Source organism: Streptomyces sp. NBRC 110611 (assembly GCF_001590865.1).
Classification (GTDB): domain Bacteria; phylum Actinomycetota; class Actinomycetes; order Streptomycetales; family Streptomycetaceae; genus Streptomyces.
The window spans coordinates 385143-410925 of sequence record NZ_BBUY01000003.1 but is presented as its reverse complement, the minus strand read 5'-3'; the positions used below and the strand labels follow the sequence as shown (position 1 = coordinate 410925).

At 68.4% G+C, this 25783-nt stretch carries 22 protein-coding genes, 1 tRNA gene and 1 pseudogene; 15 read left to right on the top strand and 9 right to left on the bottom strand.

Annotated features, from left to right (window positions below; all coding sequences use genetic code 11):
• Nucleotides 1-101: 101 nt before the first annotated feature.
• The 5 genes from AZE13_RS10050 to trxA all read left to right on the top strand — a co-directional run bounded on the left by AZE13_RS10050 (nucleotide 102) and on the right by trxA (nucleotide 5162).
• Nucleotides 102-1820: a protein kinase family protein gene (locus tag AZE13_RS10050; RefSeq protein ID WP_066929200.1), complete on the top strand. Its 1719-nt coding sequence runs from the start codon at nucleotides 102-104 to the stop codon at nucleotides 1818-1820.
• Between the two features lie 159 nt (nucleotides 1821-1979).
• Entirely contained in the window at nucleotides 1980-2675 is a 696-nt protein-coding gene (sigM, locus tag AZE13_RS10045; RefSeq protein ID WP_066929198.1) for an RNA polymerase sigma factor SigM, read from the top strand.
• Nucleotides 2672-3700, top strand: coding sequence for a hypothetical protein (locus AZE13_RS10040; RefSeq protein ID WP_066929196.1), 1029 nt, complete (start codon nucleotides 2672-2674; stop codon nucleotides 3698-3700). Before sigM ends, AZE13_RS10040 begins: the two co-directional genes overlap by 4 nt.
• Nucleotides 3701-3814: 114 nt before the next feature.
• Complete coding sequence (trxB, locus tag AZE13_RS10035) at nucleotides 3815-4789, top strand: thioredoxin-disulfide reductase (RefSeq protein WP_066929194.1); 975 nt, start codon at nucleotides 3815-3817, stop codon at nucleotides 4787-4789.
• Between the two features lie 46 nt (nucleotides 4790-4835).
• Entirely contained in the window at nucleotides 4836-5162 is a 327-nt protein-coding gene (trxA, locus tag AZE13_RS10030; protein ID WP_066929192.1) for a thioredoxin, read from the top strand.
• A 125-nt stretch (nucleotides 5163-5287) separates the two neighbouring features.
• On the opposite strand, the gene AZE13_RS10025 is transcribed toward trxA, so the two are convergent.
• The 9 genes and pseudogenes from AZE13_RS10025 to rpmH all read right to left on the bottom strand — a co-directional run bounded on the left by AZE13_RS10025 (nucleotide 5288) and on the right by rpmH (nucleotide 12139).
• Nucleotides 5288-5905, bottom strand: coding sequence for a GNAT family N-acetyltransferase (locus AZE13_RS10025; protein ID WP_066929190.1), 618 nt, complete (start codon nucleotides 5903-5905; stop codon nucleotides 5288-5290).
• Nucleotides 5906-6214: 309 nt separating this feature from the next.
• Nucleotides 6215-7312, bottom strand: coding sequence for a ParB/RepB/Spo0J family partition protein (locus tag AZE13_RS10020; RefSeq protein WP_079123857.1), 1098 nt, complete (start codon nucleotides 7310-7312; stop codon nucleotides 6215-6217).
• On the bottom strand, nucleotides 7309-8379 hold the full coding sequence (locus AZE13_RS10015; RefSeq protein WP_079123856.1) for a ParA family protein: 1071 nt from the start codon (nucleotides 8377-8379) through the stop codon (nucleotides 7309-7311). The genes AZE13_RS10020 and AZE13_RS10015 overlap by 4 nt, the downstream gene beginning before the upstream one ends.
• A gap of 306 nt (nucleotides 8380-8685) precedes the next feature.
• Nucleotides 8686-9411, bottom strand: coding sequence for a 16S rRNA (guanine(527)-N(7))-methyltransferase RsmG (gene rsmG, locus AZE13_RS10010; protein ID WP_066929184.1), 726 nt, complete (start codon nucleotides 9409-9411; stop codon nucleotides 8686-8688).
• 144 nt (nucleotides 9412-9555) lie between these two features.
• On the bottom strand, nucleotides 9556-10062 hold the full coding sequence (locus AZE13_RS10005) for a protein jag (RefSeq protein WP_066929182.1): 507 nt from the start codon (nucleotides 10060-10062) through the stop codon (nucleotides 9556-9558).
• Between the two features lie 14 nt (nucleotides 10063-10076).
• A complete protein-coding gene (gene yidC / locus AZE13_RS10000) occupies nucleotides 10077-11201 on the bottom strand; it encodes a membrane protein insertase YidC (RefSeq protein WP_066929180.1) in 1125 nt (374 codons plus the stop codon).
• A 3-nt stretch (nucleotides 11202-11204) separates the two neighbouring features.
• Complete coding sequence (yidD, locus tag AZE13_RS09995; protein WP_066929178.1) at nucleotides 11205-11522, bottom strand: membrane protein insertion efficiency factor YidD; 318 nt, start codon at nucleotides 11520-11522, stop codon at nucleotides 11205-11207.
• Between the two features lie 86 nt (nucleotides 11523-11608).
• Nucleotides 11609-11977: pseudogene (rnpA, locus tag AZE13_RS09990) on the bottom strand (ribonuclease P protein component); the annotation flags it as partial.
• Between the two features lie 24 nt (nucleotides 11978-12001).
• Nucleotides 12002-12139, bottom strand: coding sequence for a 50S ribosomal protein L34 (gene rpmH, locus AZE13_RS09985; protein WP_003956500.1), 138 nt, complete (start codon nucleotides 12137-12139; stop codon nucleotides 12002-12004).
• A gap of 378 nt (nucleotides 12140-12517) precedes the next feature.
• On the opposite strand from rpmH, the gene dnaA reads away from it, so the two are divergent.
• The 10 genes from dnaA (at nucleotide 12518) to AZE13_RS37520 (ending at nucleotide 25578) form a co-directional block, all read left to right on the top strand.
• Nucleotides 12518-14455 carry a chromosomal replication initiator protein DnaA gene (gene dnaA / locus AZE13_RS09980; RefSeq protein ID WP_066929174.1) on the top strand — a complete coding sequence of 646 codons (1938 nt, stop codon included), beginning with the start codon at nucleotides 12518-12520 and terminating at the stop codon, nucleotides 14453-14455.
• An 873-nt stretch (nucleotides 14456-15328) separates the two neighbouring features.
• Nucleotides 15329-16459, top strand: coding sequence for a DNA polymerase III subunit beta (gene dnaN / locus AZE13_RS09975; RefSeq protein WP_066929171.1), 1131 nt, complete (start codon nucleotides 15329-15331; stop codon nucleotides 16457-16459).
• Nucleotides 16460-16626: 167 nt separating this feature from the next.
• The gene (gnd, locus tag AZE13_RS09970) at nucleotides 16627-17505 is read left to right on the top strand and encodes a phosphogluconate dehydrogenase (NAD(+)-dependent, decarboxylating) (protein ID WP_066929169.1); all 879 of its coding nucleotides are present in this window, start codon (nucleotides 16627-16629) and stop codon (nucleotides 17503-17505) included.
• Nucleotides 17506-17589: 84 nt separating this feature from the next.
• Complete coding sequence (recF, locus tag AZE13_RS09965; protein WP_066929167.1) at nucleotides 17590-18777, top strand: DNA replication/repair protein RecF; 1188 nt, start codon at nucleotides 17590-17592, stop codon at nucleotides 18775-18777.
• Between the two features lie 46 nt (nucleotides 18778-18823).
• Nucleotides 18824-19357: a DUF721 domain-containing protein gene (locus tag AZE13_RS09960; protein ID WP_066929165.1), complete on the top strand. Its 534-nt coding sequence runs from the start codon at nucleotides 18824-18826 to the stop codon at nucleotides 19355-19357.
• A 309-nt stretch (nucleotides 19358-19666) separates the two neighbouring features.
• On the top strand, nucleotides 19667-21721 hold the full coding sequence (gene gyrB / locus AZE13_RS09955) for a DNA topoisomerase (ATP-hydrolyzing) subunit B (RefSeq protein ID WP_066929163.1): 2055 nt from the start codon (nucleotides 19667-19669) through the stop codon (nucleotides 21719-21721).
• A 50-nt stretch (nucleotides 21722-21771) separates the two neighbouring features.
• The gene (gyrA, locus tag AZE13_RS09950) at nucleotides 21772-24381 is read left to right on the top strand and encodes a DNA gyrase subunit A (RefSeq protein WP_066929161.1); all 2610 of its coding nucleotides are present in this window, start codon (nucleotides 21772-21774) and stop codon (nucleotides 24379-24381) included.
• A gap of 158 nt (nucleotides 24382-24539) precedes the next feature.
• Nucleotides 24540-25106, top strand: coding sequence for a DUF3566 domain-containing protein (locus tag AZE13_RS09945; RefSeq protein WP_066929159.1), 567 nt, complete (start codon nucleotides 24540-24542; stop codon nucleotides 25104-25106).
• Between the two features lie 75 nt (nucleotides 25107-25181).
• A tRNA-Ile gene (locus AZE13_RS09940) sits at nucleotides 25182-25255 on the top strand.
• Nucleotides 25256-25443: 188 nt separating this feature from the next.
• A complete protein-coding gene (locus tag AZE13_RS37520) occupies nucleotides 25444-25578 on the top strand; it encodes a DLW-39 family protein (RefSeq protein ID WP_003958712.1) in 135 nt (44 codons plus the stop codon).
• The last annotated feature ends 205 nt before the right edge of the window (nucleotides 25579-25783 follow it).

Here is a 25783-nt window from a genome sequence, read left to right as displayed (position 1 = left end):
ACAACCATCGACTGCCACCGTGTGTCGTGCATAGTGGCGGACTGTGGGCACAATTGTCTTGGCTCATTGAGCCTGCAACGGATGGGGAGGCAGGAACGACGGTGGCGGAACGGAGCACGGCTGCCGTCGACGTGGCCGACACGAGCGGTGCGGAACCGCTGCCCGCCAAGGCGGGCAAGGCCACGGACGACGGTGCTAGGGCCGAGAAGGTATCCGGCGGGGAGATGGACGCCGCACGCACCGACGAGAAGCGTGCCGACGCGACCGAAGCCCAGCCACCGGAACTACACAGCGGCCACAAGCTCGCCAGACGCTACCGCCTCGAGGAGTGCGTCACCCGTCTGGACGGATTCAGCAGCTGGCGTGCGGTCGACGAGAAACTGCGCCGGGCGGTGGGCGTCCACATCCTGCCCGCCGACCATCCGCGAGCCCGCCCGGTGCTCTCCGCCGCCCGTTCCTCGGCGCTGCTCGGCGACCCCCGGTTCGTCCAGGTCCTCGACGCCGTCGAGGAGAACGACCTCGTCTACGTCGTCCATGAATGGCTGCCGGACGCGACCGAACTCACCACCGTGCTCGCCGGCGGCCCCCTTGAGCCGCACGACGCCTACCAGCTCGTCAGCCAGGTCTCCCAGGCCATGGCCGCCGCGCACCGCGAAGGCCTCTCCCATCTGCGGATCACTCCCGGTTCGGTACTGCGCACGGAAACCGGGCAGTACCGCATCCGCGGGCTGGCCGTCATGGCGGCGTTGCGCGGCATCACCAGCGAGCACCCGCAGCGCACGGACACCGAAGCGATCGGCGCGCTGCTGTACGCCGCACTCACCCAGCGCTGGCCGTACGAGAACGATGCCCACGGCCTGACCGGCCTGCCGAAGGGCGTCGGACTGATCGCGCCCGACCAGGTACGCGCCGGTGTGCACCGCGGGCTGTCCGAGCTCGCCATGCGCGCTCTGATCAACGACGGCGCCACGGCGTCCCGCCAGGAGCCGCCCTGCACCACGCCGGAGGAGCTGGCCAAGGCCGTCGCCGCCATGCCGCGCATCCGGCCTCCGGAGACGGCGTTCACCACACCGCCGCCGTACCAGCGCACGGGGTACCAGCAGGGCAGCTACCGCCAGACGTCCGCTCACACCGGCTCGGCCGGCCGCACTCAGCCGGTACCGACGCCCCCGCCTCCGCTGCAGAGCCGTACCGGCCGGGCACTGAAGTGGTCCGTCTCCGCACTGCTCATCGCGGCACTGGGACTGGGCAGCTGGCAGCTTGCGGACACCCTGCTGAAGCGGGAGAACGACCAGGACGACCCGCGGAACTCACAGCCGGCCGAAGGCCCCGCCAAGAAGCCGGGCGGCAAACCGGTCAAGATCGAGAACGCCAAGGAGTACTACCCGGACGGTAGGCCCCAGAACCCCGAGCAGGCACGGAAGACCTACGACGGCGACCCCAGCTCCTACTGGCGCAGCAAGAGCTACCGAGAGGGCCCCGATCTGAATCCGGCCTTCAAGCAGGGCGTCGGTCTGATCTACGACCTCGGCTCGGAACAGCAGCTGAGCAGCGCATCGGTAGGACTGCACTACCTCGGCGGTCACACCACCATGACGCTCTATGCCTCCGATTCGTTCTCACCATCCGCGCCGGTGAGCTCCCTGCGCAAGCTGGGCTCAAGCCAGACGTCGGGCTCGACCGCGAAGATCAAACTGGAGAAACCTGCCACGGCACGCTACGTGGTCGTGTGGATCACGGCGATGCCCTATGCGCCGACGGATGAGTTCAGCGATCCGGGCTATAAGCAGGGCATCACAGAGGTCTCGTTCACCAGCTGACTCCTACGACACACACCCAGCAGTGGCCAGGGGGCACGGCCGGACATCTGGCCGTGCCCCGCTGGTCAGCCGGGTTCGGCGGTCGTTCGGCTCATTTACTTTCTGCACCCGGCGGGCTTCAATGGGACCCGAGATCAGGCAGCTACGGCCGGGGGGCCCGTGTCCACCGACAGCGACGCAGGTTCGACACCAACCGACGCCGATCTCCTCGCCCTGCATGTGAAAGGCGCCCCCGACGCGTTCGGGGAGATCGTCCGGCGGCACCGCGATCGGCTCTGGGCCGTGGCACTGCGGACCCTCGGCGACCGCGAGGAAGCCGCTGACGCCGTGCAGGATGCCCTGGTATCCGCCTATCGCTCGGCGCACACCTTCCGTGGCCAGTCCGCCGTGACGACCTGGCTGCACCGCATCACCGTCAATGCCTGCCTCGACCGGGCCCGCAAGGCCGCCTCCCGGCGTACCTCCCCCGTCGCCGAGACCGAACGGCTGGAGCAGCTCCTCGAGCCGGAGGAGTCCGCCGCGGCCCCCGCCGAACGCGAGGATCTGCATCGTGAACTGCTCCGCGCGCTGCACACCCTCCCCGAGGAACAGCGAGCCGCGCTCGTCCTCGTCGATATGCAGGGCTATCCGGTCGCAGAAGCCGCCGCGATCCTCGATGTCCCGACCGGAACAGTGAAAAGCCGCTGCGCACGAGGCCGTGCTCGGCTCCTCCCCTTGGTCACCCATCTGCGCGCCGGCGACGGGGGTAGCGAACCGGCAAGCAGGGGAAGGAACCGGGCGCCGGGGACATCCGTCCCACCCACGGCAGGACCAACGGGCACCGGTGCCGTGAAGGACGGAGGTGGGCGAGCGTGACGTCGACGACCGGCACGGGTGAGCACCCGGAGGTCTCCGAGATCTGCAAACTCTCCGACGGACTGCTCTCCCTCTCCCGCACCGCGGATCTGCGCGACCATCTCGCGGCCTGTGAGCTGTGCGAGGACGTCTATGCGTCGCTGGAAGAGATCCGGGGACTGCTCGGCACGCTTCCCAGCCCGTCACGGATGCCGACCGATATCGCCGAGCGCATCGACGCCGCCCTTGCCGCCGAGGCGCTGCTGGATGCCACCGCCCCTGGCTCGGGCGGCCATGTTTCACATGAAACAGTTGTCACCTCGGTCTCCGCTCCACGTGAAGCGGACGACGTCCCCCTCGCTGTTTCACGTGAAACCGGTACTGCCCCTGCTTCCGTCCCCGTCTCCGTTTCACGTGAAACCGGCACCGAAACCGACCGTGCCCCCGACGCCGCCTCTCACGACCGCGGAACACCGTCCAGCCGTCCCGCGGGGCGCCCACGGGGGGCCACCGGACCGGGCAGGGACACGCCGGACCGCCGATCCCCCCGTTCACGGCGCCGGCACCGCATTCTGCTGGCCACCGCAGCGGCCGCGGTGGTCCTCAGCCTGGGTGGCCTGCTCGTCCAGCACGCCGCCATGGACGGCACCCGGGCACGCCAGGATGAGGCCATCGCCACACCGAAGAGCTCGGACGGAGCGGCCGGTCTCACCGCCGCCAGCCTTGGAGCGCATGTCCGCGATCTGCTCGCGTCCAAGAGGCCGCACATGTCCCCGGGCATCGGCGCGCGCAGCTCCCCCGACACCCCTTTTCGGGGCACCACCGACGCGATTCCCGCGTGCGTCCGCCAGGGCATAGGGCGCCCGGAGGCACCACTGGTGTCCAGCCGCACCCGGTACCAGGGCGAGGACGCATTCCTCGTCATCCTTCCGGATCCGGCCGACCCCCAGCGTGTCTCGGCGTATGTCGTGGCTTCCTCCTGTGCCTCCGCCACACCGCCGGCTTCTGGGAAGGTGCTGCTGTCGCGCTCGTACCCGCGAGACTGAGCGGCGAGAAGTGCGCTGTGCCACTCCGGGAATGCTCGCCCCGTAGGATCCGTTGGGTGGGGTGAGAGTTCCCCAGGCCCCAGCAAGCAGTCGGCAGAGACAAGGAAGACACCCGTGAGCGACGTCCGCAACGTGATCATCATCGGCTCCGGGCCCGCGGGCTACACCGCAGCGCTCTACACCGCCCGTGCGTCCCTGAAGCCTCTCGTCTTCGAAGGTGCCGTCACCGCCGGAGGAGCGTTGATGACCACCACCGACGTGGAGAACTTCCCCGGTTTCCGCGACGGCATCATGGGACCGGACCTGATGGACAACATGCGCGCTCAGGCCGAGCGCTTCGGGGCCGAGCTCGTGCCGGACGACATCGTCGCGGTCGATCTCAGCGACGAGATCAAGACGGTCACCGACACCGCGGGCACGGTGCACCGCGCGAAGGCCGTCATCGTCGCCACCGGCTCTCAGCACCGCAAGCTCGGCCTGCCCCGTGAGGACGAGCTGTCCGGCCGTGGCGTCTCCTGGTGCGCCACCTGCGACGGGTTCTTCTTCAAGGACCAGGACATCGCCGTCATCGGTGGTGGTGACACCGCGATGGAGGAGGCCACCTTCCTCTCCCGCTTCGCCAAGTCGGTCACGGTCGTCCACCGCCGCAACGCCCTGCGGGCCAGCAAGGCGATGCAGGAGCGTGCCTTCGCCGACCCGAAGATCAAGTTCATCTGGGACAGCGAGGTCGCCGAGATCCATGGTGAGAGCAAGCTGGAGAGTCTGACGCTGCGCAACGTCAAGACCGGCGAGAACTCCGAGCTCCCCGTCACCGGTCTCTTCATCGCGATCGGGCACGACCCGCGGACCGAGCTTTTCAAAGGCCAGCTGAACCTCGACGACGAGGGATACCTCAAGGTCGACGCGCCCAGCACCCGCACCAACCTGTCGGGCGTCTTCGCCGCCGGCGATGTGGTCGACCACACCTACCGCCAGGCCATCACCGCGGCCGGCACGGGCTGCTCCGCCGCCCTCGACGCCGAGCGGTTCCTCGCTGCGATGTCGGACGGCGAGGCAGTGGCCGAGCCGGACAAGACCGCTTCCGTCTGACTCGCGCACCCAGCTTTCCCATCACCCACGCAGTAAGGAGATTGCCATGGCAGGCGCCACGGTGACCGTCACGGACGCCAACTTCGAAGAGGTCGTCCTCAAGAGCGACAAGCCCGTCCTCGTGGACTTCTGGGCCACCTGGTGCGGCCCGTGCCGCCAGATCGCCCCCTCCCTGGAGGCTATTGCCGCCGAGCACGACGAGATCGTCATCGCGAAGCTGAACACCGATGAGAACCCGGCGACCACCGCCAAGTACGGTGTGATGTCGATCCCGACCATGAACGTCTACAAGGACGGCGAGGTCGTGAAGACCATCGTCGGCGCCAAGGCGAAGGCCGCGATCGAGCGCGACCTGGAGGACTTCCTCGCCTGAGGCACGCCGTCGCTGTTTCACGTGAAACGGGCCCGCCCACATCGAGGGGCGGGCCCGTTCGCTGTTTCACGTGAAACAGAGCGCCGTGTTTCACGTGAAACATCCTGCCGCGCGATCGCCCGGCCCTACAGCGGCCGCAGGGCCGGCTCCTTCTGAACGGCTCCCAGCAGACGGTCGAGCGCCAGCTCCACATCTTCCTTCCACGAGATCGTGGCCCGCAGCTCCAGACGCAACCGGGGAAAGCGGGGGTGGGGACGTACGGTCTTGAACCCGACCGCGAGGAGATGATCGGCGGGCAGCACACAGGCCGGCTCGGTCCAGCGGGCGTCGCCAAACGCCTCGATGGCCTTGAAGCCCCGCTGGATGAGGTCCTTGGCGACTGTCTGGACCATCACCCGTCCCAGCCCCTGTCCCTGGTAGCCGGGGATCAGCCACGCCGTCAGCAACTGCACCGCATCCGGCGACACCGGACTGGTGGGGAAGGCCATGGAGCGCGGCACATAGGCCGGCGGGGCGTACATCACAAACCCCACGGGTACCTCGTCGACATAAACGACCCGCCCGCAGGATCCCCACTCCAGTAGTACCGCCGAGATCCAGGCTTCCTTCTCCAGCTCCGGACGCCCCGCCTTTACCGCGGCCTCGCCACTGACGGGGTCGAGCTCCCAGAAGACGCAGGAGCGACAGCGCTTGGGGAGATCCGGAAGGTTGTCCAGCGTGAGCGGTACGAGCCGACGGCCCATGAAACCAGGTCCTCACTTCTCTCGCCTGCCGCACCACGCAGCGCCGTCAGCGCCGCCTGCTCCCTGAGCAGACCACCAACGAACCCTCCCACGACTGCAAGACCGAAACCCGCTGCCAGCAGTCCGGTGCGGCTCACCGATCGCATGGCCGTCTCCTCGCTATGAGGTGTCTCCACATGGACGCGTGCCATACCCGAACGCATCGTATCCACCCTTTACGGGCACGGGTACCGGGAGAAAGCAAAGGGCGGGGTGTGTTCCGGCAGAGCTGCCGGAACACACCCCGCCCCCGGGGCCAGAGGCGTCAGCTCACTCGTCGTCCTTCTGTTCCTCGGCCAGCGACTTGCCCAGGACACGCCCCTCACCGGGAGCGAGGGTGCCGAGAATGCGCTCCAGATCGTCTATCGAGGCGAACTCGACAACGATCTTTCCCTTCTTCTGCCCCAGGTCGACCTTCACCCTGGTCTCGAAGCGATCGGACAACCGAGTGGCGAGATCGGTGAGTGCCGGGGACACCCGGGTGCCCGCTCGGGGACCCTTCGCCTTGCTCGCGCTCTTCGGCGTCGAGCCCATCAGCTTCACGATCTCCTCGACCGTGCGCACCGACAGCCCCTCCGCCACGATGCGGCGTGCCAGGTGATCCTGCTCCTCCGAGTCCTCCACCGGCAGCAGGGCTCGGGCATGTCCTGCGGAGAGCACTCCCGCGGCAAGCCGCTTCTGCACCGACGGCGAGAGGTTCAGCAGACGCAGGGTGTTGGAGACCAGCGGACGCGAGCGCCCGATCCGGTCGGCCAGTTCGTCATGCGTGCACTGGAAGTCCTTCAGCAACTGGTCGTAGGCAGCGGCCTCTTCCAGCGGATTGAGCTGCGCCCGGTGCAGGTTCTCCAGGAGCGCGTCAAGGAGGAGTTTCTCATCGTCGGTTTCCCTGACGATGGCGGGGATCTTCTTCAGTCCGGCCTCACGCGACGCCCGCCAGCGACGCTCGCCCATGATGAGTTCATACTTCTCCGGGCCGGCCTGACGGACCACCACCGGCTGGAGCAGGCCGACCTCCTGGATGGAGACGACCAACTCCGCCAGCGCGTCCTCGTCGAACTCTGTACGCGGCTGACGCGGATTCGGTGTGATCGCGTCCAACGGCACTTCGGCGAAGTGCGCGCCCGCCACCGTCGGCAGATCCGCTGTCGTGTCGGCTCCGGCCGGCGCTTCTGTTTCACGTGAAACATCGCGCACCGGCAGCGATGCCACCTTGGCGGCTGCCACTCCTCGCTCCTGCGCCAGGACGGGTACGGCCGACGGCGATGTCGCCCCCGGTCCCACCGCGGGTCCGGCAGGGTCCGTGCGCTGTGAGGCCGCGGGGATCAGCGCACCGAGCCCCCGGCCCAGGCCTCTACGTCGTTCGCTCACTGGGTCCCCTCCGGGATGCTGTGCTGTCCTTCATAGTTGACGCTGAGGCCCTGGCCCCCGGTCTGCGGGACCCCACGCAACGCGATCTCTCGGGCCGCTTCCAGATAGGAGAGCGAACCACTGGACCCCGGGTCGTAGGTGAGCACGGTCTGCCCATAGCTGGGTGCCTCGGAGATGCGGACCGAGCGCGGAATGCTCGTCCGGAGCACCTCATGGCCGAAGTGATTGCGTACCTCTTCGGCCACCTGCGAGGCCAGCCGGGTGCGCCCGTCGTACATGGTGAGCAGAATCGTCGAGACATGGAGCCCGGGGTTGAGATGCCCCCGCACCAGATCGACGTTCCGCAGCAGTTGGCCGAGCCCTTCCAGCGCGTAGTACTCGCACTGAATCGGAATCAGCACCTCGGCTCCGGCGACCAGGGCGTTGACGGTCAGCAGGCCGAGTGAGGGCGGGCAGTCGATGAAGATGTAGTCCAGCGGCTGCTCGTACGCCTTGATCGCCCGGTCCAGCCGGCTTTCGCGTGCTACCAGCGAGACCAGCTCGATCTCGGCACCGGCCAGGTCGATCGTGGCAGGCGCACAGAACAGTCCCTCCACATCCACGACCGGCTGCACCACATCGGCGAGCGGCTTGCTCTCCACCAATACGTCGTAAATCGACGGCACTTCGGCGTGATGGTCGATCCCCAACGCAGTCGATGCGTTGCCCTGGGGGTCGAGGTCGATCACCAGCACCCGGGCCCCGTGCAGGGCCAGCGAGGCCGCCAGGTTCACCGTCGTCGTGGTCTTACCGACCCCGCCCTTCTGGTTGGCGACCACCATGACCCGCGTCTGTTCAGGTCTGGGCAACCCCTCACCTGCGCGGCCAAATGTCTCCACCGCCAGCTGAGCTGCACGACCGATCGGGGTGTCATCCGTCGGGGGCACCGTTTCACGTGAAACGTCATCCCCGAACGGCTCGCTACGGGGACCGGGGACCGGATCGGTCATCGGTCCCGCGATGTTGGCGTCGGACCGCACGGATTCACTCTCCTCGACATCTGGCTCGCAATGCTCAGAGCCTGCCATGCTTTCGGTGCCGTGAACCAGTGAGGTCCGTTCTCCTGTGGACAACTCCACGTCTGTGGACAGTCCCGTGACCCGTGTGGGTTTACGGTCGCGCGGCGCGGCGGCCGCGCGACCGCGGCCGATGATCCCATGCAGCAGAGAACGACGTTTCACGTGAAACACGATGCCAGCGTCGCGTCTGAATAAGCCGCGACACTCCGTCTTGTGTCGTTTGATGGGGTTTATGAAATTCGCTCATTCCCCTGTTTCGCGGAACGGAGCGCATCTCACCACCATGCCGGGCCGGATTTCTCCGGCCCGAGGGCTTCAGCGCCGGCGCCCCCTGGACGCACGGCTGGCCCGTGCGGCCTTCGCCCGCTTGGCCGCGAAGCGCACACCACCAGGGCTCTCGCCCACCTCGACCCGCACCACGGTCGACGGCGGATCCACAATCCCCTCGCCGACATGCACCACCGAGGTCGCCACCACGCCCAGCTTGCTCAGCGCCGCCCGGGCACCCTTCAGCTCCTCCTCCGCGGCATCGCCCTTGAGCGCCAGCATCTCCCCGTACGGCCGCAGCAGCGGGACGCCCCAGCCGGCCAGCCGGTCGAGCGGGGCGACCGCACGCGCGGTCACCACATGCACCTGCGGGATCTTCCCCATGACCTCTTCGGCCCGGCCCCGCATGACCGTGACATGGTCGAGGCCGAGCAGCTCGACGACCTCCTGCAGGAAAGTCGTCCGCCGCAGCAGCGGCTCCAGGAGCATGATCTTCAGATCCGGACGCACCAGAGCCAGCGGGATACCGGGCAGCCCGGCCCCCGAACCCACGTCACAGACCGAGACGCCCTCGGGCACCACCTCGGAGAGCACTGCGCAGTTCAGCAGATGCCGCTCCCACAGCCGTGGCACCTCACGCGGGCCGATCAGCCCTCGCGTCACACCGGCGTCGGCGAGCAGTTCGCCGTACCGCACAGCCTCCGGAAAGCGCTCGCCGAATACCTCCTGCGCCGCCTTCGGCGCAGGAGGGAGCTCTGCTGCTGCCTCCGCCACGGGAACCGCCCTTCCTTCTGGACTGCTTTTCCTGTCGGGAACCGGGCCTACGCCGGCCTACGCACCCGGAATAACACAGAACGCTGACAACTTTTGGCCCCGCCTGCGAGCAGACGGGGCCAAGAAAACGGACGCGCTGAGCGGTCAGGCCGGGAGGACAACCACTCGGCGCTGCGGCTCCTCGCCCTCGGACTCGCTCCGAAGGCCGGCCGCCGCCACCGCGTCATGGACGACCTTGCGCTCGAACGGCGTCATCGGGTCCAGCTTCACCGGCTGACCGGTGCCCTGGGCCTCCTCCGCCGCCTTCGCGCCGATCTTCGTGAGCTGCTCGCGCTTGCGCGCACGGTAGCCCGCGATGTCCAGCATCAGACGACTGCGGTCCCCGGTTTCCCGGTGCACGGCCAGCCGGGTCAGCTCCTGCAGCGCCTCCAGCACCTCGCCGTCGCGCCCCACAAGCTTCTGCAGGTCACGGCTGGCCGAATCACCGATGATCGACACTGCGGCGCGGTCGGCCTCGACGTCCATGTCGATATCGCCATCGAGGTCGGCGATGTCCAGCAGGCCCTCGAGGTAGTCGGCCGCGATCTCGCCTTCCTGCTCCAAGCGGGTCAGGGTGTCGGTGCCCTCGGCGGCAGGGGTCGTGTCCGTCACGAAAGGACTCCTTCTTACTTCTTGGACGGGTGCTTGGGGCGCTGCTGGCCCTTGCGCTGACCGGACTTGGCGGTACGAGACCCGGAGGCGCCGCCCTTCTCCTTGCCCTCCTGCGCGTCCTTCTTCTCCAGCGACTGCTTCTCCGCAGCGCCCTGACCGGAGCGCGCCCGCGTCCGCTGCCCGCCGGCCGGGGCAGCGCCGCCGGCCTGCCGCTTGGCCTTCGTCTGGCGCTTGGGCTGCTGACGGTTCTGGCGCGCCTCCTCGGCGGCCTGCTTCGCCTCGATCTCGGCCGGGCTCTCCACGATCTTGCCCTTGGCCCGCAGCCGCTCCTGGCGCTCCGTGAAGGCCTTGCTGCCCGGAGTCGGGTTACGACGGATGACGAACATCTGCTGACCCATGGTCCACACGTTGGTGGTCAGCCAGTAGACGAGCACACCGACCGGGAAGCCCGGGACGAAGAGACCGAAGAGGGCGAACATGACCGGGAAGACGTACATCAGCATCTTCTGCTGCTGCATGAACGGCGTCTTCACCGTGAGGTCGACGTTCTTCGTCATCAGCTGGCGCTGCGTGTAGAACTGCGACAGCGACATCAGTACGACCATGATGACCGTGACGACCCGGACGTCGGTCAGCGAGGCGCCGAGCGCGTCGAGCTTGGCCGCGGTGTCGTTGAACTTCGCCGCCATCGGAGCGCCGAAGATGTGCGCCTTCTGCGCGCTCTCCAGCAGCGCCTTGTCGATGACGCCGACCTTCTCGTTGTTCGCGATGTGGTTCAGGACCTGGTACAGAGCGATGAAGAAGGGGGACTGCGCCAGAATCGGGAGACAGCTCGAGAGCGGGTTGGTGCCCGTCTCCTTGTAGAGCTTCATCATCTCTTCGGACTGGCGCTGCTTGTCGCTCTTGTAGCGCTCCTGGATCGCCTTCATCTTCGGCTGGAGCGCCTGCATGTTCCGCGTCGCCTTGATCTGCTTCACGAAGAGCGGGATCAGGCAGATCCGGATCAGCACCACCAGCGAGACGATGGACAGACCCCACGCCGCGCCACTGTTCCTGTCGAAGATCAGGCTGAAGAACGAGTGGAACTGGACGATGATCCAGGAAACGGCGTAATAGAGAGGATTCAGGATCGTGTCCACGAATCAGGCTCCTTGGGCGTTGGGCTGAGTCTCGGGCTGGGCGGCGGGCTCATGGACAGCGGTCCCACCCAGGCGGCTCCTCAGCCGCTGATGCCAGACCGGACGCTTCCGGGGAGGGACGTGGTCGACGCCACCGAGCGACCACGGGTTGCAGCGCAGGATGCGCCAGACGGTCAGCGCAGTCCCTTTCACCGCGCCGTGCCGGTCGATGGCCGTGTAGCCATAGTGCGAGCACGACGGGTAGTACTTGCAGACCGGGCCCAACAGGGGGCTGATGGTCCACTGGTAGATCTTGATCAAAAGCAGCAGCGGGTACTTCACTGTGCGCTCCCTCCCGGGCCCCGTCCGGGGTTCCGGGTTCCCGCGGCGCGGCCGCTGCCGGTCGCGGCCCCCGGGGGATTGCAGCCTTTCGGCGCCCCTCCCAGCAGCCGCCCGAGGGCGGCGTCCAGGTCACGGGCCAGCTGGTCGTGATCCGCGTCACCCGCGCCGGGCAGGGCCCGTACGACAACCAGGCTACCGGCGGGAAGCCGGTCCAGCCGGTCACGCACGAGGTGGCGCAGCCTCCGCTTGACCTTGTTGCGCACGACCGCGGTGCCAATGGCCTTGCTCACGACGAAACCCGCACGCGGTGGGGGGATCTGTTCCCCCGGCGCGTGCGGGTCCGTTGCACCGCTACGACAATGCACGACAAGGAGCGGGCGCCCGGCCCTGCGTCCCCGGCGTACCGCGGTCGCGAAGTCCTCGCGCCGCCTCAGCCGATTTTCGGTAGGCAGCACGTCATGGACCTAGGGTCAGGCTGCTCAGGCCGACAGGCGGGCGCGACCCTTGCTGCGGCGCGACGCGAGGATGGCGCGGCCGGCACGGGTCCGCATGCGCAGACGGAAACCGTGGGTCTTCGCGCGACGGCGGTTGTTCGGCTGGAAGGTGCGCTTGCTCACTCGGGGGCTCCAGGAATGCTTGTTGTCTCAGGGATGAGACAGATGTGGGGCGTCGTTGGCTGTCACCGTGCGCCCACGAGTAGCTCGCAACGCCCGAGTGCACCGCTTCACGATCGCCCAGTGCGCGATCTTTGCCCATCGGAGGCAGGCGGCAGCAGCCATCGACAACTCGACCTGGTCACGGTACGCGCGGCTACGCCATCCGGTCAAACCCGCTCCCCGGGAGGCCGAGCGGGCCCTTGTCAGGACACAGTATGCACAGCCTGTGGACAACAACTTGAATCCCCAGGCCCGCCCTGACTACCGTGGCTGAACTCCATTTCCTTCCCGCCCGTCCTGAGAATCACACATTCGTGGGACTGTGAGAGAGCGTGCCCTGTGGCTGATGTACCTGCTGATCTTGCCGCAGTGTGGCCCCGCGTCCTCGATCATCTCCTTCGCGCGGAGGCCGACGGCCTCAAGCCCAAGGACCAGGACTGGCTCAAGCGCACCCAGCCGCTTGCGCTGGTGGCCGACACCGCGCTGCTCGCCGTCCCCAACGAATTCGCCAAGGGCGTGCTCGAAGGCCGGCTGGCGCCGCTGATCGGGGAGGCCCTCAGCCATGAGTGCGGCCGCCCGATCCGGATCGCGATCACCGTGGACGACTCGTCCGAGGCCCCCTCGGCACCGTCCCCGGCCGCGCCGCAGCAGCCCCAGCCGCCCCAGTCGCCGCAGCAGCCCCCGCACCACCAGCAGCGGCCGGCACCGCAGCAGCACGACGCCTACGACTACGAGCCCCGGCACGAGACCCGGCAGGGGTACGGCCGCCAAGGCGACGACCTGCCCAACGTCCGGCCCGCCTACCCCGAGTACCAGCAGCCCCGGCACGAGCCCGGCGCCTGGCCGCAGCACTCCGGCACGATGGCCGGCGGCCCCGGCCCCCGCGAGGACTACGGCTGGCAGCAGCAGCACCTCGGCGGCTTCCCCGAGCGCGAATCGGCCCCGGAGCAGTGGCGCGAGCCCTACGGTGCGCCGTCCGCCTCCGGACAGCCGCAGCACCAGCAGGCACCGAGCGACTACCGCCCGCAGGCACCTGAGCACAGCGGGCCGCCGCCGCACACCGACGCCCCGCACCCCTCGTACGAGCCGCAGCGCCGCGAGCTCCCCGAGCACCAGCCCAGTGGCCACAACGGCCATGGCAACCACAACGGCCGCTCCGGCCCCGGCGCCGTCCCCTCCGCGCCCAGCGGCGCGCCCGGCCCGCTCGCCGCACAGCCCGCGCCGGCGACCGGCCCCGGTGAGCCGACCGCGCGGCTGAACCCCAAGTACCTCTTCGACACCTTCGTCATCGGGGCCTCGAACCGCTTCGCGCACGCCGCCGCGGTCGCCGTCGCCGAGGCGCCGGCCAAGGCGTACAACCCCCTGTTCATCTATGGGGAGTCGGGCCTCGGCAAGACCCATCTCCTGCATGCGATCGGGCACTACGCACGGAGCCTGTATCCGGGCACCCGGGTGCGGTACGTGAGCTCGGAGGAGTTCACCAACGAGTTCATCAACTCCATCCGCGACGGCAAGGCGGACGCGTTCCGCAAGCGCTACCGCGACATGGACATCCTGTTGGTCGACGACATCCAGTTCCTGGCGAGCAAGGAGTCGACCCAGGAGGAGTTCTTCCACACCTTCAATACGCTGCACAACGCGAACAAGCAGATCGTGCTGTCCTCCGACCGGCCGCCCAAGCAGCTGGTCACCCTGGAGGACCGGCTGCGCAACCGCTTCGAGTGGGGTCTGATCACCGACGTCCAGCCGCCCGAGCTGGAGACGCGGATCGCGATCCTCCGCAAGAAGGCGGTGCAGGAGCAGCTGAACGCGCCGCCGGAGGTGCTGGAGTTCATCGCGTCCCGGATCTCGCGCAACATCCGCGAGCTGGAGGGTGCGCTGATCCGGGTGACCGCGTTCGCCTCGCTCAACCGGCAGCCGGTGGATCTGGGGCTCACCGAGATCGTCCTGAAGGACCTGATCCCCGGGGGCGAGGACGCCGCACCGGAGATCACCGCGACCGCGATCATGGCGTCCACCGCCGACTACTTCGGGCTGACCATCGACGATCTGTGCGGCTCCTCGCGCAGCAGGGTGCTGGTCACCGCCCGGCAGATCGCCATGTACCTCTGCCGTGAGCTGACCGATCTCTCGCTGCCGAAGATCGGCGCGCAGTTCGGCGGCCGGGACCATACGACCGTGATGCACGCGGACCGCAAGATCCGCGCGCTGATGGCCGAGCGCCGCTCGATCTACAACCAGGTCACCGAGCTGACCAACCGCATCAAGAACGGCTGAGGCCGCCGCCGTAGGCGCATCCAGGGCGCTCCGGGACCCGCTCCCGGGGCGCCCTTCGTCGTACGGAGCCGGCGGCCGGCGCCTTCCGCGCCCTGTCCCGAACCTGTGGAGCGCGCCGACTCTGTTCGATTCCGTGCCTGGTCACGGCCTCTCTCCACAGATTGGGCAAGAATCTTCCGTCCACACCCTGGGGAGAGGAAAGTTATCCCTGTGGGATCCACAGGCCGGTCGGCTGACGGGGCATCGGACGAGGTCAGCGGGTTGGGGATTTGTGGCCAAACGGTTTCCACAGGGTGTGGACAACGATTTCGTCCACAGGGCCGTGGACGGCTTGTCCACCGGTCGCCCACAGCTGAGCCGCGGTTGTCCCCAGCGATCTGCCGCTTCTCCACACCGCTGTCCACTGTTCGGCAACACAACACCCGCCCTCACCACGCCGAGTGAAAGCCGTCACATCAAGTTGCTGGGTTGGGCTGTGGGGAACCGGGGTAAAGCTGGGGATGGCACTGGGGAGAAGTGGCCGTCCCCTGTGCATGGGGTGTGCAGAACTTTCGTCGGTCCACAGCGACACCGGGTTTTCCACGGCTGCCACCCACAGGGGCAGTGGATAAAAAATCCGTGCTGACCTGCGCCGAAGCAGTTGTCCACGGTTTCCACAAGGCCTACTACTACGACCACGGATATCTACCGGGGAACTCGCTCGGAAACGGGGCCTGTGCACAAGTCGGCTCCGAGGCCTCCGGAGCGGGCCGAGCCGACTTGACCCCGAGCCGCACCGACTGTCGGTGGCGTACGTCAGACTGGTCTCCGGCACCTCAGCCGACGAAGAAGACCAGCAGGGCGAGAGCCAGCAACAGCAGGAGGCGGTTTCCGGTGAAGATCCGGGTGGAGCGCGATGTACTCGCGGAGGCAGTGGCCTGGGCGGCCAAGAGCCTCCCGGCCCGTCCGCCGGTGCCCGTCCTCGCGGGCCTGCTCCTGAAGGCGGAGGAGGGCGCGCTGAGCCTCTCCGGCTTCGACTACGAGGTCTCCGCACGGGTCTCGGTCGAGGCCGAGGTGGAGGACGAGGGCACGGTCCTGGTCTCCGGCCGGCTGCTCGCCGACATCTGCCGGGCGCTTCCGAACCGCCCGGTGGAGATTTCCACCGACGGTGTACGGGTGACCGTCGTCTGCGGCTCCTCGCGCTTCACCCTCCACACCCTCCCTGTGGAGGAGTACCCGGCTCTGCCGACGATGCCCACCGCCACCGGCACCGTCCCGGGTGAGGTCTTCGCGTCGGCCGTCTCCCAGGTGGCCATCGCCGCCGGCCGTGACGACACCCTCCCGGTGCTCACCGGCGTACGGATCGAGATCGAGGGCGACACGGTCACCCTGGCCTCCACCGACCGCTACCGCTTCGCGGTGCGCGAGTTCCTGTGGAAGCCGGAGAGCCCGGACGCCTCCGCGGTCGCGCTGGTCCCCGCCAAGACGCTGCTGGACACCGCCAAGTCGCTGAGCAGCGGTGACACCGTCACGCTGGCGCTGTCCGGCTCGGGCCAGGGCGAGGGCCTGATCGGTTTCGAGGGCGCCGGGCGGCGGACGACCACGCGTCTGCTCGAAGGCGACCTGCCGAAGTACCGCACGCTCTTCCCGACCGAGTTCAATTCGGTCGCCGTGATCGAGACCGCCCCGTTCGTGGAGGCCGTCAAGCGTGTGGCGCTGGTGGCCGAGCGGAACACCCCGGTCCGGCTGAGCTTCGAGCAGGGTGTGCTGATCCTGGAGGCCGGCTCCAGCGACGATGCACAGGCTGTGGAGAGGGTCGACGCCGACCTGGAGGGCGATGACATCTCGATCGCCTTCAACCCGGGCTTCCTCCTGGAGGGCCTGTCGGCCATCGACTCCCCGGTGGCCCAGCTCTCCTTCACGACGTCCACCAAGCCCGCGCTGCTCAGCGGCCGCCCGGCCAAGGAAGCCGAGGCGGACGACGCCTACAAGTACCTGATCATGCCCGTGCGGCTGTCGGGCTGACGGCTGGCAGGCCAAGGGGGCGGCCGCAGCCGACCGGCCGCCCTCAGCCGCGCCTCTGACCTGCGGCGAATGAGCGGCTGAGCCCACAGGTGTGCGTGCGTGCCCGGGCGTAGGCTCGTCGTAGGTCAGGATTCAAGGGCAACGACTATGTGCAAAGAGGGTCTCTGATGGAGCTCGGTCTCGTCGGTCTCGGCAAGATGGGCGGCAATATGCGCGAGCGCATCCGCCGCGCAGGCCACACGGTCATCGGTTACGACCGCAATCCGGATCTCGCGGATGTCCACAGCCTGAAGGAGATGGTGGACGGGCTGCAGGGCCCCCGCGTCGTCTGGGTCATGGTTCCGGCCGGCGCCGCCACCCAGTCCACGGTCGACGAGCTGGCCGAGCTGCTCTCGCCGGGCGACGTCGTCGTGGACGGCGGCAACTCCCGCTGGACCGATGACGAGAAGCACGCCGAGGAGCTCAGGGCCAAGGGCATCGGCTTCGTCGACTGCGGCGTCTCCGGCGGCGTCTGGGGCCTGGAGAACGGCTATGCGCTGATGTACGGCGGCGAGGCGGCCGACGTCGCCAAGGTGCAGCCGATCTTCGACGCGCTCAAGCCCGAGGGCGAGTTCGGCTCGGTGCACGCGGGCAAGGTGGGTGCCGGCCACTTCGCGAAGATGGTCCACAACGGCATCGAGTACGCGATGATGCAGGCCTTCGCCGAGGGCTGGGAGCTGCTGGAGAAGGTCGACTCCGTCACGGACGTGCGTGAGATCTTCCGCTCCTGGCAGGAGGGCACGGTCATCCGCTCCTGGCTGCTCGACCTGGCGGTCAACGCGCTGGACGACGACGAGCACCTGGACAAGCTGCGCGGTTATGCACAGGACAGCGGCGAGGGCCGGTGGACTGTGGAAGCCGCCATCGACAATGCGGTACCGCTGCCCGCGATCACGGCCTCGCTCTTCGCCCGCTTCGCCTCCCGCCAGGAGGACTCGCCGCAGATGAAGATGATCGCCGCGCTGCGCAACCAGTTCGGCGGCCACGCGGTCGAGAACAAGAAGTAACGAGTCAAGAGCAAGAAGCAGCAAGAAGTAACGAGAAGCACGCAGCAGGAACAGAAAGCAGCCGGGGGAGGTCGGCGCACCGCCATGCACGTATCGCATCTGTCGCTCGCCGACTTCCGCTCGTACGCCCGGGTCGAGGTCCCGCTGGACCCGGGCGTCACGGCGTTCGTGGGCCCCAACGGGCAGGGCAAGACCAACCTGGTCGAGGCGGTCGGCTACCTCGCCACGCTCGGCAGCCACCGGGTCTCCTCGGATGCGCCGCTGGTGCGGATGGGCGCCCAGCGGGCGATCATCCGGGCCGCCGTCGTCCAGGGCGACCGGCAGCAGCTGATCGAACTGGAGCTGAACCCGGGCAAGGCCAACCGCGCCCGCATCAACAGGTCCTCGCAGGTCAGGCCGCGTGATGTGCTCGGCATCGTGCGGACCGTGCTGTTCGCGCCGGAGGATCTGGCGCTGGTCAAGGGCGATCCGGGCGAGCGCCGGCGGTTCCTGGACGAGCTGATCACCGCGCGCTCCCCGCGGATGGCCGGGGTGCGTGCGGACTACGACCGCGTCCTCAAGCAGCGCAACACCCTGCTGAAGACCGCGGCGCTGGCCCGGCGGCACGGCGGCCGCCGGCTGGACCTGTCGACGCTGGACGTGTGGGACCAGCACCTGGCCCGCGCGGGCGCCGAGCTGCTGGCGCAGCGCCTCGACCTGATCGCCGCGCTGCAGCCGCTCGCCGACAAGGCCTATGAGCAACTGGCACCGGGCGGTGGCCCGTTGGCGCTGGAGTACCGCGGCTCGGCGGGCGAGGCGATGGCCGCCGCGGCGACCCGCGAGGAGCTGTACGGCGCGCTGCTGGCCGCGCTCGGCGAGGCCCGTAAGCAGGAGATCGAGCGCGGGGTGACGCTGGTCGGCCCGCACCGCGACGATCTGGTGCTGAAGCTGGGGCAGCTGCCGGCCAAGGGCTACGCCAGCCATGGCGAGTCCTGGTCGTACGCGCTGGCGCTGCGGCTGGCCTCGTACGATCTGCTGCGGAGTGAGAGTCCCATAGGGCCCGAAGGGCCTTCCACTGGGGATGGTGGCGGGCGACGGGCGGGCGAGCCGGTGCTCGTCCTCGACGACGTCTTCGCCGAGCTGGACGCGCGGCGCCGGGAGCGGCTGGCGGAGCTGGTGGCACCGGGCGAGCAGGTGCTGGTGACCGCGGCGGTGGCCGACGATGTGCCCAAGATGCTGGCCGGCGCGCGCTACGCGGTGTCCGGCGGCAAGGTGGAGAAGGCGGCCCCGTGATCAAGGTGCTCCATGATCAAGGTGATTCCGTGAGCAAGGTGACGTCGTGACCGAGGAGCGGCCCGACCAGTCCAAGGCTCCGGAGCTGTCCGGTGTGGATCTGGCTCGGCAGGCGCTGGTGGCGGCCAAGGAGCAGGCGCGTGCCCGGGGCGCGGCAGCGCAGCAGAAGAAGCAGGCCCGGCGCGGTGGATTGCGCTCCGGCGCGCGGGCGGACGGGCGCGACCCGCTGCCGCTCGGTGCGGCGATCAACCGGCTGATCACGGAGCGCGGCTGGGAGACCCCGGCGGCGGTCGGCGGGGTGATGGGGCGCTGGCCGCAGCTGGTGGGGCCCGAGGTGGCGCAGCACTGCGAGCCGCAGCGGTACGACGAGGACGCCCGGGTGCTGACGGTGCAGTGCGATTCGACGGCGTGGGCGACGCAGCTGCGGCTGCTGGCCCCGACGCTGGTGGCCCGGCTCAACGAGGACCTGGGCCACGGCACCGTGAAGCTGCTCAAGGTGCTGGGCCCCGGAGGCCCGGCCCGCCGGTACGGAGCGCTGCGCGCGCCCGGCAGCCGGGGGCCCGGGGACACCTACGGATGACACCGAGGACGCCGGTCAACCCCTGGTGCGGATGAGACTCCGGTCACGGTAGCCGCCGGTTGACAGCCGGAAGCGCTGAGTGCCCGTGTGAGCGTCCTGAGGCCCCTTCTCGGATATGGGGATTCGGCGGACGGCAGTTCAGGGCGGCACATGACGACTCAGGTGCCTGCAAACCCCCATGAGTGTCGGCGCCACCGGTACACTGGTGAGCAATCCCGCTTGCTCGCGGGATACGTCGACTAACACAGAACGACGCAGCCGCTCCCGCCTGTCCTCCTGGGGTGACCCCGCACTGGCGCGGAAGGGCTTGTGCGCTGCCAGAAAGGGCGCTTCGTGGCCGACTCCGGCGACCTCAACGAGAACAACACGGCTTCGACTGAAGAGGGGGTTCCGGCCGGCTCCATGGGCGACGCCTTGGTGGAGAAGTCGTACGACGCCAGCGCGATCACCGTCCTCGAAGGCCTGGACGCGGTCCGTAAGCGCCCCGGCATGTACATCGGCTCGACCGGCGAGCGTGGTCTGCACCACCTCGTGCAGGAGGTCGTCGACAACTCCGTCGACGAGGCGATGGCCGGTCACGCCGACACCATCGATGTGACGATCCTGCCCGACGGCGGGGTACGGGTGGTCGACAACGGCCGCGGTATCCCCGTGGGCATCATCCCCTCCGAGGGGAAGCCGGCCGTCGAGGTCGTGCTCACCGTGCTGCACGCGGGCGGCAAGTTCGGCGGTGGCGGCTACGCGGTCTCCGGTGGTCTGCACGGCGTGGGTGTCTCCGTCGTCAACGCGCTGTCGACGCGGGTCGCGGTCGAGGTCAAGACCGACGGCTACCGCTGGACGCAGGAGTACAAGCAGGGTGTGCCGACCGCGCCGCTGGCCCAGCACGAGGCCACCGAGGAGTCCGGTACGTCCGTGACGTTCTGGGCCGACGGCGACATCTTCGAGACCACGGTCTACAGCTTCGAGACGCTCTCCCGGCGCTTCCAGGAGATGGCGTTCCTCAACAAGGGCCTGTCGATCGCGCTGCGCGACGAGCGCCCGGACCACGTGGACGAGGAGGGCAACCCGCTCGCGGTCCGCTACCACTACGAGGGCGGCATCGTCGACTTCGTGAAGTACCTGAACTCGCGCAAGGGCGAGCTGGTGCATCCCTCGGTGATCTCGGTGGAGGCCGAGGACAAGGAGCGGATGATCTCGGTCGAGATCGCGATGCAGTGGAACACCCAGTACAGCGAGGGTGTCTACAGCTTCGCGAACACCATCCACACCCATGAGGGCGGTACGCACGAGGAGGGCTTCCGTGCGGCGCTGACGGGTTTGATCAATCGTTACGCCCGTGACAAGAAGCTGCTGCGCGAGAAGGACGACAACCTCACGGGTGAGGACATCCGCGAGGGCCTGACGTCGATCATCTCGGTCAAGCTCGGTGAGCCGCAGTTCGAGGGCCAGACCAAGACCAAGCTGGGCAACACCGAGGCCAAGACCTTCGTCCAGAAGGTCGTCCACGAGCACCTCACGGACTGGCTGGACCGCAACCCCAACGAGGCCGCGGACATCATCCGCAAGGGCATCCAGGCGGCGACCGCCCGGGTGGCCGCCCGTAAGGCGCGCGATCTGACCCGCCGCAAGGGCCTGCTGGAGACCGCGTCGCTGCCGGGCAAGCTGAGCGACTGCCAGTCCAACGACCCGACCAAGTGCGAGATCTTCATCGTCGAGGGTGACTCCGCCGGCGGCTCGGCCAAGTCCGGCCGTAACCCGGAGTACCAGGCGATCCTGCCGATCCGAGGCAAGATCCTCAACGTCGAGAAGGCCCGGGTCGACAAGATCCTCCAGAACAATGAGGTCCAGGCGCTGATCTCGGCGTTCGGCACGGGTGTGCACGAGGACTTCGACATCGAGAAGCTCCGCTACCACAAGATCATCCTGATGGCGGACGCCGACGTCGACGGCCAGCACATCAACACCCTTCTGCTGACGTTCCTCTTCCGCTTCATGCGTCCGCTGGTCGAGGCCGGCCACGTCTACCTCTCCCGCCCCCCGCTCTACAAGATCAAGTGGGGCCGGGACGACTTCGAGTACGCCTACTCCGACCCCGAGCGGGACCAGCTGATCGAGCTCGGCAAGCAGAACGGCAAGCGGATCCGCGAGGACTCGGTCCAGCGGTTCAAGGGTCTCGGTGAGATGAACGCCGAGGAGCTGCGGGTGACGACCATGGACGCCGACCACCGCGTGCTCGGCCAGGTCTCGCTGGACGACGCCGCCCGCGCCGACGACCTGTTCTCGGTGCTGATGGGCGAGGACGTCGACGCACGCCGCTCGTTCATCCAGCGCAACGCCAAGGACGTCCGCTTCCTCGACATCTGAGCCCTGTCGGCCCTTCCAACAGCCGCAGCTCGAAAGGACTTTGAACCACCATGGCCGACGAGAACCCCCCTGTGACCCCGGACGGCGTGACCGCCGAGGGCGCGCCCGCCGCCATCGAAGGCGTCGGGATGCGCGTCGAGCCCGTCGGGCTCGAGACGGAGATGCAGCGCTCCTACCTCGACTACGCGATGTCCGTCATCGTCTCGCGTGCGCTGCCGGACGTACGGGACGGCCTCAAGCCGGTCCACCGCCGCGTCCTGTACGCGATGTACGACGGCGGATACCGCCCCGAGAAGGGCTTCTACAAGTGCGCCCGTGTCGTCGGTGACGTCATGGGTACGTACCACCCGCACGGCGACTCCTCGATCTACGACGCGCTGGTGCGCCTGGCGCAGCCGTGGTCGATGCGGATGCCGCTGGTCGACTCCAACGGCAACTTCGGCTCCCCGGGCAACGACCCGGCCGCGGCCATGCGGTACACCGAGTGCAAGATGGCGCCGCTGTCGATGGAGATGCTCCGGGACATCGACGAGGAGACCGTCGACTTCCAGGACAACTACGACGGCCGCAACCAGGAGCCGACGGTCCTGCCGTCCCGCTTCCCCAACCTGCTGATCAACGGCTCGGCCGGTATCGCCGTCGGTATGGCCACGAACATCCCGCCGCACAACCTCCGCGAGGTCGCCGCCGGTGCCCAGTGGGCGCTGGAGCACCCGGAGGCCTCCCACGAGGAGCTGCTGGACGCGCTGATCGAGCGGATCAAGGGCCCGGACTTCCCCACCGGCGCGCTGGTGGTGGGCCGCAAGGGCATCGAGGAGGCCTACCGCACCGGCCGTGGTTCGATCACCATGCGCGCGGTGGTCGAAGTCGAGGAGATCCAGAACCGCCAGTGCCTGGTGGTCACCGAGCTGCCCTACCAGGTCAACCCGGACAACCTCGCGCAGAAGATCGCCGACCTGGTCAAGGACGGCAGGATCGGCGGTATCGCGGACGTCCGCGACGAGACCTCCTCGCGTACCGGCCAGCGCCTGGTCATCGTCCTCAAGCGGGACGCGGTCGCCAAGGTCGTCCTCAACAACCTCTACAAGCACACCGATCTCCAGACCAACTTCGGGGCGAACATGCTCGCCCTGGTGGACGGCGTGCCGCGCACGCTCTCCCTGGACGCGTTCATCCGCAACTGGGTGACGCACCAGGTCGAGGTCATCGTCCGCCGGACGAAGTTCCGGCTGCGCAAGGCCGAGGAGCGGGCGCACATCCTGCGCGGTCTGCTCAAGGCGCTGGACGCGATCGACGAGGTCATCGCGCTGATCCGGCGCAGCCAGACGGTCGAGATCGCCCGCGAGGGCCTGATGGGCCTGCTGCAGATCGACGAGATCCAGGCCAACGCGATCCTGGAGATGCAGCTGCGGCGACTGGCCGCCCTGGAGCGCCAGAAGATCACCGCCGAGCACGATGAGCTGCAGCGCAAGATCGACGAGTACAACGCGATCCTGGCCTCGCCGGAGCGGCAGCGCCAGATCATCAGTGAGGAACTCGCCGCGATCGTCGAGAAGTTCGGCGACGACCGGCGCTCCAAGCTGGTGCCCTTCGAAGGCGACATGTCCATCGAGGACCTGATCGCCGAGGAGGACATCGTCGTCACGATCACCCGCGGCGGCTATGTGAAGCGCACCAAGACCGACGACTACCGCTCGCAGAAGCGCGGCGGCAAGGGCGTCCGGGGCACTAAGCTCAAGGAAGACGACATCGTCGACCACTTCTTCGTCTCCACCACCCACCACTGGCTGCTGTTCTTCACGAACAAGGGCCGGGTCTACCGCGTCAAGGCGTACGAGCTGCCCGACGCGGGGCGGGACGCCCGCGGTCAGCACGTGGCCAACCTCCTCGCCTTCCAGCCGGACGAGCAGATCGCCCAGATCCTGGCGGTCCGCGACTACGAGGCCGCGCCGTACCTGGTGCTCGCCACCAAGGCCGGCCTGGTGAAGAAGACCCCGCTCAAGGACTACGACTCGCCCCGCTCCGGCGGTGTGATCGCGATCAACCTGCGCGAGCAGGAGGACGGCACGGACGACGAGCTGATCGGCGCCGAGCTGGTGTCGGAGGCCGACGATCTGCTGCTGATCAGCAAGAAGGCGCAGTCGATCCGCTTCACGGCGTCGGACGAGGCGCTGCGCCCGATGGGCCGGGCCACCTCCGGTGTGAAGGGCATGAGCTTCCGCGAGGGCGATGAGCTGCTGTCGATGAACGTGGTCCGGGCCGGCACCTACGTCTTCACCGCCACGGACGGGGGCTACGCCAAGCGCACCGCGGTCGACGAGTACCGCGTCCAGGGCCGCGGTGGTCTGGGCATCAAGGCCGCCAAGATCGTCGAGGACCGGGGGTCGCTGGTCGGCGCGCTGGTCGTCGAGGAGACCGATGAGATCCTCGCGATCACGCTCAGCGGTGGCGTGATCCGTACGCGGGTCAACGAGGTCCGGGAGACCGGCCGTGACACCATGGGCGTCCAGCTGATCAACTTGGGCAAGCGTGATGCCGTCGTCGGCATCGCCCGGAACGCCGAGGCCGGTCGCGAGGCCGAAGAGGTCGACGGGGACGAGGCGCCCGGGGAGACCGCGGAGCCCGCGGCGGCCGAGGGAACCGAGCCCGCGGCGGAGTAGCACGAGGAGCAGGTCGTGAGTGGAGCCACGGGCGCTACAGCGGGTCGAGCGGGAGCCGAGTACTCCTGCTCGGGTCCGCGACCGTGACGGACAGCGCCCGTGGCTCCGCCATTTCCGACAACGGCCCCCGAGACGAGGGCGCACACCAGGGGGGACCCGTGACCGACAGCCGTCAACCGCAGCCACAGCCTCATCAGCGCCATCAGTCCCCTGCCCGGTCCGGAGAGGACCGGTCGGCCCATGGCGGCCGGCAGCAGCCGTACCAGCCGCCCCAGGCGTACGCCACCGCCGGTGGGCAGGGCGGCGGCGGGCAGGCGGTCCGCAGGCCGCGTACGGGCGCCAGGACGGCCCCGCGGACGCGTAAGGCCCGGCTGCGGGTGGCGCGGGCCGATCCGTGGTCGGTGATGAAGGTCAGCTTTCTGCTCTCCATCGCGCTGGGCATCTGCACGGTCGTGGCCGTGGCGGTGCTGTGGATGGTCATGAACGCGATGGGTGTCTTCGCCGCGGTGGGCGGGGCGGTCAGCGAGGCCACCGGCTCCGGCGAGGGCGGCGGCTTCGACCTGCAGTCCTTCCTGTCGCTGCCGCGGGTGCTGCTGTTCACGTCGATCATCGCGGTGATCGATGTGGTGCTGGCCACCGCGCTGGCCACGCTCGGTTCCTTCATCTACAACCTGTCGGCGGGTCTCGCCGGGGGTGTGGAGCTCACCCTCGCTGAGGACGAGTGAGGGTTCCGGCGGGCCCGCGGGATCCGATTTTGGGAACACCTCTGAAGTGCGCTAATCTTTCGGTGCAGCGAACGCGCGGCTATAGCTCAGACGGTTAGAGCGCTTCCCTGATAAGGAAGAGGCCCCAGGTTCAAGTCCTGGTAGCCGCACTGCACAATCGGCCCGGCCGGGGAACTTCCCGGCCGGGCCGATGCGTTGTAGGGAACGGAAGTTGGCTCGCGGCGGGTGCCGCGCCTACGGCGTTGCCGACCGCGGGCTAGGTAACCGATCGATATCGGCCGGTGTGTATCATCGGCCGACATAGGTCCCCTACGTCAACGAAAGACGAGGTCGCGCGGTGAAGAAGCTTCTCCTGGTCGCACTGGCCGCCATCGGCGGGCTCCTCGTGTACCGCCAGATCCAGGCGGATCGCGCCGAGCAGGATCTGTGGACGGAGGCGACCGACTCCGTGCCCGCAGGTTCGGGTGTCTGAGACCCATAAACGCAGCAGGTTCGTACGGACCCCGATCGCCCCTGGTGATCGGGGTTTCGTATATCCGGGGGCGGGCGGGGCACGATGCGGGCGATGCGGGGCCACGCTCGTGACCAGGCTCCTGATGAGTTTGCCTTAGCACATCTTCGAATTGCAGCAGCAAAGTCGCTGTCCGTGAGGGGGCACGGCGCGGCACGCCGGCGAC

Excerpts from the sequence above, each read along its gene's own strand:
- trxA (WP_066929192.1), top strand. The coding sequence starts at position 4,836 with ATGGCAGGCGCCACGGTGACCGTCACGGACGCCAACTTCGAAGAGGTC.
- AZE13_RS10025 (WP_066929190.1), bottom strand. The coding sequence starts at position 5,905 with ATGGGCCGTCGGCTCGTACCGCTCACGCTGGACAACCTTCCGGATCTC.
- AZE13_RS10015 (WP_079123856.1), bottom strand. The coding sequence starts at position 8,379 with ATGGCAGGCTCTGAGCATTGCGAGCCAGATGTCGAGGAGAGTGAATCC.
- gnd (WP_066929169.1), top strand. The coding sequence starts at position 16,627 with ATGGAGCTCGGTCTCGTCGGTCTCGGCAAGATGGGCGGCAATATGCGC.
- recF (WP_066929167.1), top strand. The coding sequence starts at position 17,590 with ATGCACGTATCGCATCTGTCGCTCGCCGACTTCCGCTCGTACGCCCGG.
- gyrA (WP_066929161.1), top strand. The coding sequence starts at position 21,772 with ATGGCCGACGAGAACCCCCCTGTGACCCCGGACGGCGTGACCGCCGAG.